Annotated in this window: 1 protein-coding gene; it reads right to left on the bottom strand. The window is 48.1% G+C overall.

Annotated elements, in window-relative coordinates; translation table 11 throughout:
* Positions 1–443: methyltransferase domain-containing protein (locus ACTHS3_RS16980; RefSeq protein WP_440368638.1), on the bottom strand; the 443-nt coding region annotated here is incomplete at both ends.

Genomic DNA, 443 nt, shown 5'->3' with positions numbered 1-443 from the left:
CATAAGACCCGCTTCTCGGCGGATCGAGCAACATCTTGTCAAATTGCCCCCACGACTCGACAGTCTTTTCATCGGTATCGAATAAGTCTGCAACAGAAAACGTCATATTCTCGGCACAACGATTCAGGCGAGCATTTTCCCTTGCCCTATCCACCAAATAATCGGCACCTTCAATACCGACAACCGATGCGCCACTTTTCGCCAGTGGCAAACTGAAATTGCCCAAACCGCAAAACAGATCGGCAATCCGCTCCCCCTTTTGAGGGTTTAAAAGTCTGACAGCCCTTGCTACCATCACTTCGTTCAGCTGCGCATTAATCTGCGTAAAATCACCGGGTTTGTAAGGCATTTCCACATCAAACTGAGTAAAAGTATAGTTCAGGTCAGGCGCGTTCTCAGGGTAAAATGGCAAGGACTCGGCATGATCTTGCAACCATATTTGC

The organism is Neisseria sp. P0009.S007 (genome assembly GCF_051962515.1).
Note: the sequence above shows the minus strand (reverse complement) of the source record. Positions and strands in the feature narration are given on the sequence as shown.